This is a genomic window from Polaromonas jejuensis NBRC 106434 (genome assembly GCF_001598235.1).
GTDB lineage: Bacteria > Pseudomonadota > Gammaproteobacteria > Burkholderiales > Burkholderiaceae_C > Polaromonas > Polaromonas jejuensis.
On sequence record NZ_BCYO01000066.1, the window covers coordinates 1 to 1,473 of the forward strand.

Genomic DNA, 1,473 nt, shown 5'->3' on the forward strand with positions numbered 1-1,473 from the left:
TATATGGACTCCCCCTCAACGGCAAGAAGCTGACCGATAGTTTGGCTGTTGGGGATGCGCCTGCAGTCGTATATCCGGCATCTAAAGTGGACTCTGATGTGGTCCGTGCCGACATGGAATCTGCGTCACCGGCGCGCCAATCGCTACGAGCGGCAGGCAAGCTGCCGGAATTGTTATCGGCGTCTGTCGGTGCGGGGTGAACCCTGTTTGCCATGATGGTCGATCAATCTCGTCGCAACGCGTGATGGGTGAGTTACAACTTCTTTCCTGGTGACGGCTGTTTGGTATTCTGCCGCTCAGGCCGGCATCACAAAACTCTTGCGATTCATTTTTTTGTCCAGCCGCCCTGTTTCACCAAACGGCTCCTTGTCCCTGAGCGTGGCGTAGCAAATGCGCGCCAGCTTGTTGGCCAGCGCGCAGGCCGCCTTGTTGTGGTTCGTTCGCTGCTGCACCTCAAGCGCCCAACGACGCACGCCACAGACCTCGCGCCCGGCAGTCTCGGCCACGGCGGCCGCGCGCAGCACACTCCTGGCCCCATGCGTGAGCAGCATGCGCAAATAGCGATCGCCCTTCTTGGAAATGCGCCCCAGATAGCGCGAATTGCCCGAGCTGTACTCCCGGGGCGTCAGACCAAACCAGCTGGAGAAGTGCCGCGCATCCTTGAAGTGGCTCACATCGCCCGAGGTGGCCGCCACCAGGGCGGTGGCCGTCAACAGTCCAATGCCTGGAATGCTCAGCAGTGTCGTGCACGCCGGGCTCAGCCTGGCCAGCTGGGTCAGTTGACGCTCCAGTTGAGCAATACGGGCTTCGAGCAACCGGATCTCCTCGAGCAGAAGTTTGGCGGTGCCCCGGATCAGATCGGGCACCGCCGTACCGGGGTCAGCCAGCACCCGGCTGATGGCTTCGATGCCGGTGCGTGCACCCGTGGGGATGGCGATGCCGAACTCGCGGCAAAAACCTCGCAGGGCATTGATGCGCGAGGTACGGGTACTCATCCACAGGCTGCGAATGCGGTGCAGCCCCTGCAGCGCCTGCTGCTCCATCGACTTGACGCGAACCGGACGAATATCGGAAGCACGGGCAGCTTCGAGCAATGCAGCCGCGTCAGCGGCATCGGTCTTGTTGCGCTTGACGTAGGCGCGAATGTATTGGGCAGGCAGCAAGCGGACCTCGACTCCCAAGCCATTGAGCCAGCGCGCCCAGTGGTGGGCCGAGCCGCAGGACTCCATGATGACCAGGGACACGGATCGATTGGCAAACCAGCGCTCGAACTGGGTACGGGTGAGGCGCTGGGTTTCAACGACGCGCCAGTGCTCGTCGGCCACGGCGAGCTGGAACACGGACTTTGCAAGATCGACGGCAACGGTAGTAGCATTCATGTCGGACTCCTTACGTTTTGAAGACCTGATCCCCACGCCAATGAAGACCAGTGCGCCATTTGACGCAAGAAAACGGGAGGAGTCCATCCCATCA

2 protein-coding genes are annotated in these 1,473 nt (G+C 61.4%); one reads left to right on the plus strand and one right to left on the minus strand.

The window, feature by feature from the left end; genetic code table 11:
• A partial coding sequence (locus tag PJE01S_RS25815) for a hypothetical protein (RefSeq protein ID WP_218017564.1) occupies positions 1-200 on the plus strand: 200 nt, incomplete at its 5' end.
• A gap of 96 nt (positions 201-296) precedes the next feature.
• Here the strand turns inward: PJE01S_RS25815 and PJE01S_RS24085 are convergent.
• Positions 297-1,379 carry an IS110 family RNA-guided transposase gene (locus tag PJE01S_RS24085; protein WP_068836241.1) on the minus strand — a complete coding sequence of 361 codons (1,083 nt, stop codon included), beginning with the start codon at positions 1,377-1,379 and terminating at the stop codon, positions 297-299.
• Positions 1,380-1,473 lie beyond the last annotated feature (94 nt).

What these genes read in the sequence shown, in the direction of transcription:
- PJE01S_RS24085 (WP_068836241.1), bottom strand. Translation starts at nt 1,379, where the DNA reads ATGAATGCTACTACCGTTGCCGTCGATCTTGCAAAGTCCGTGTTCCAG.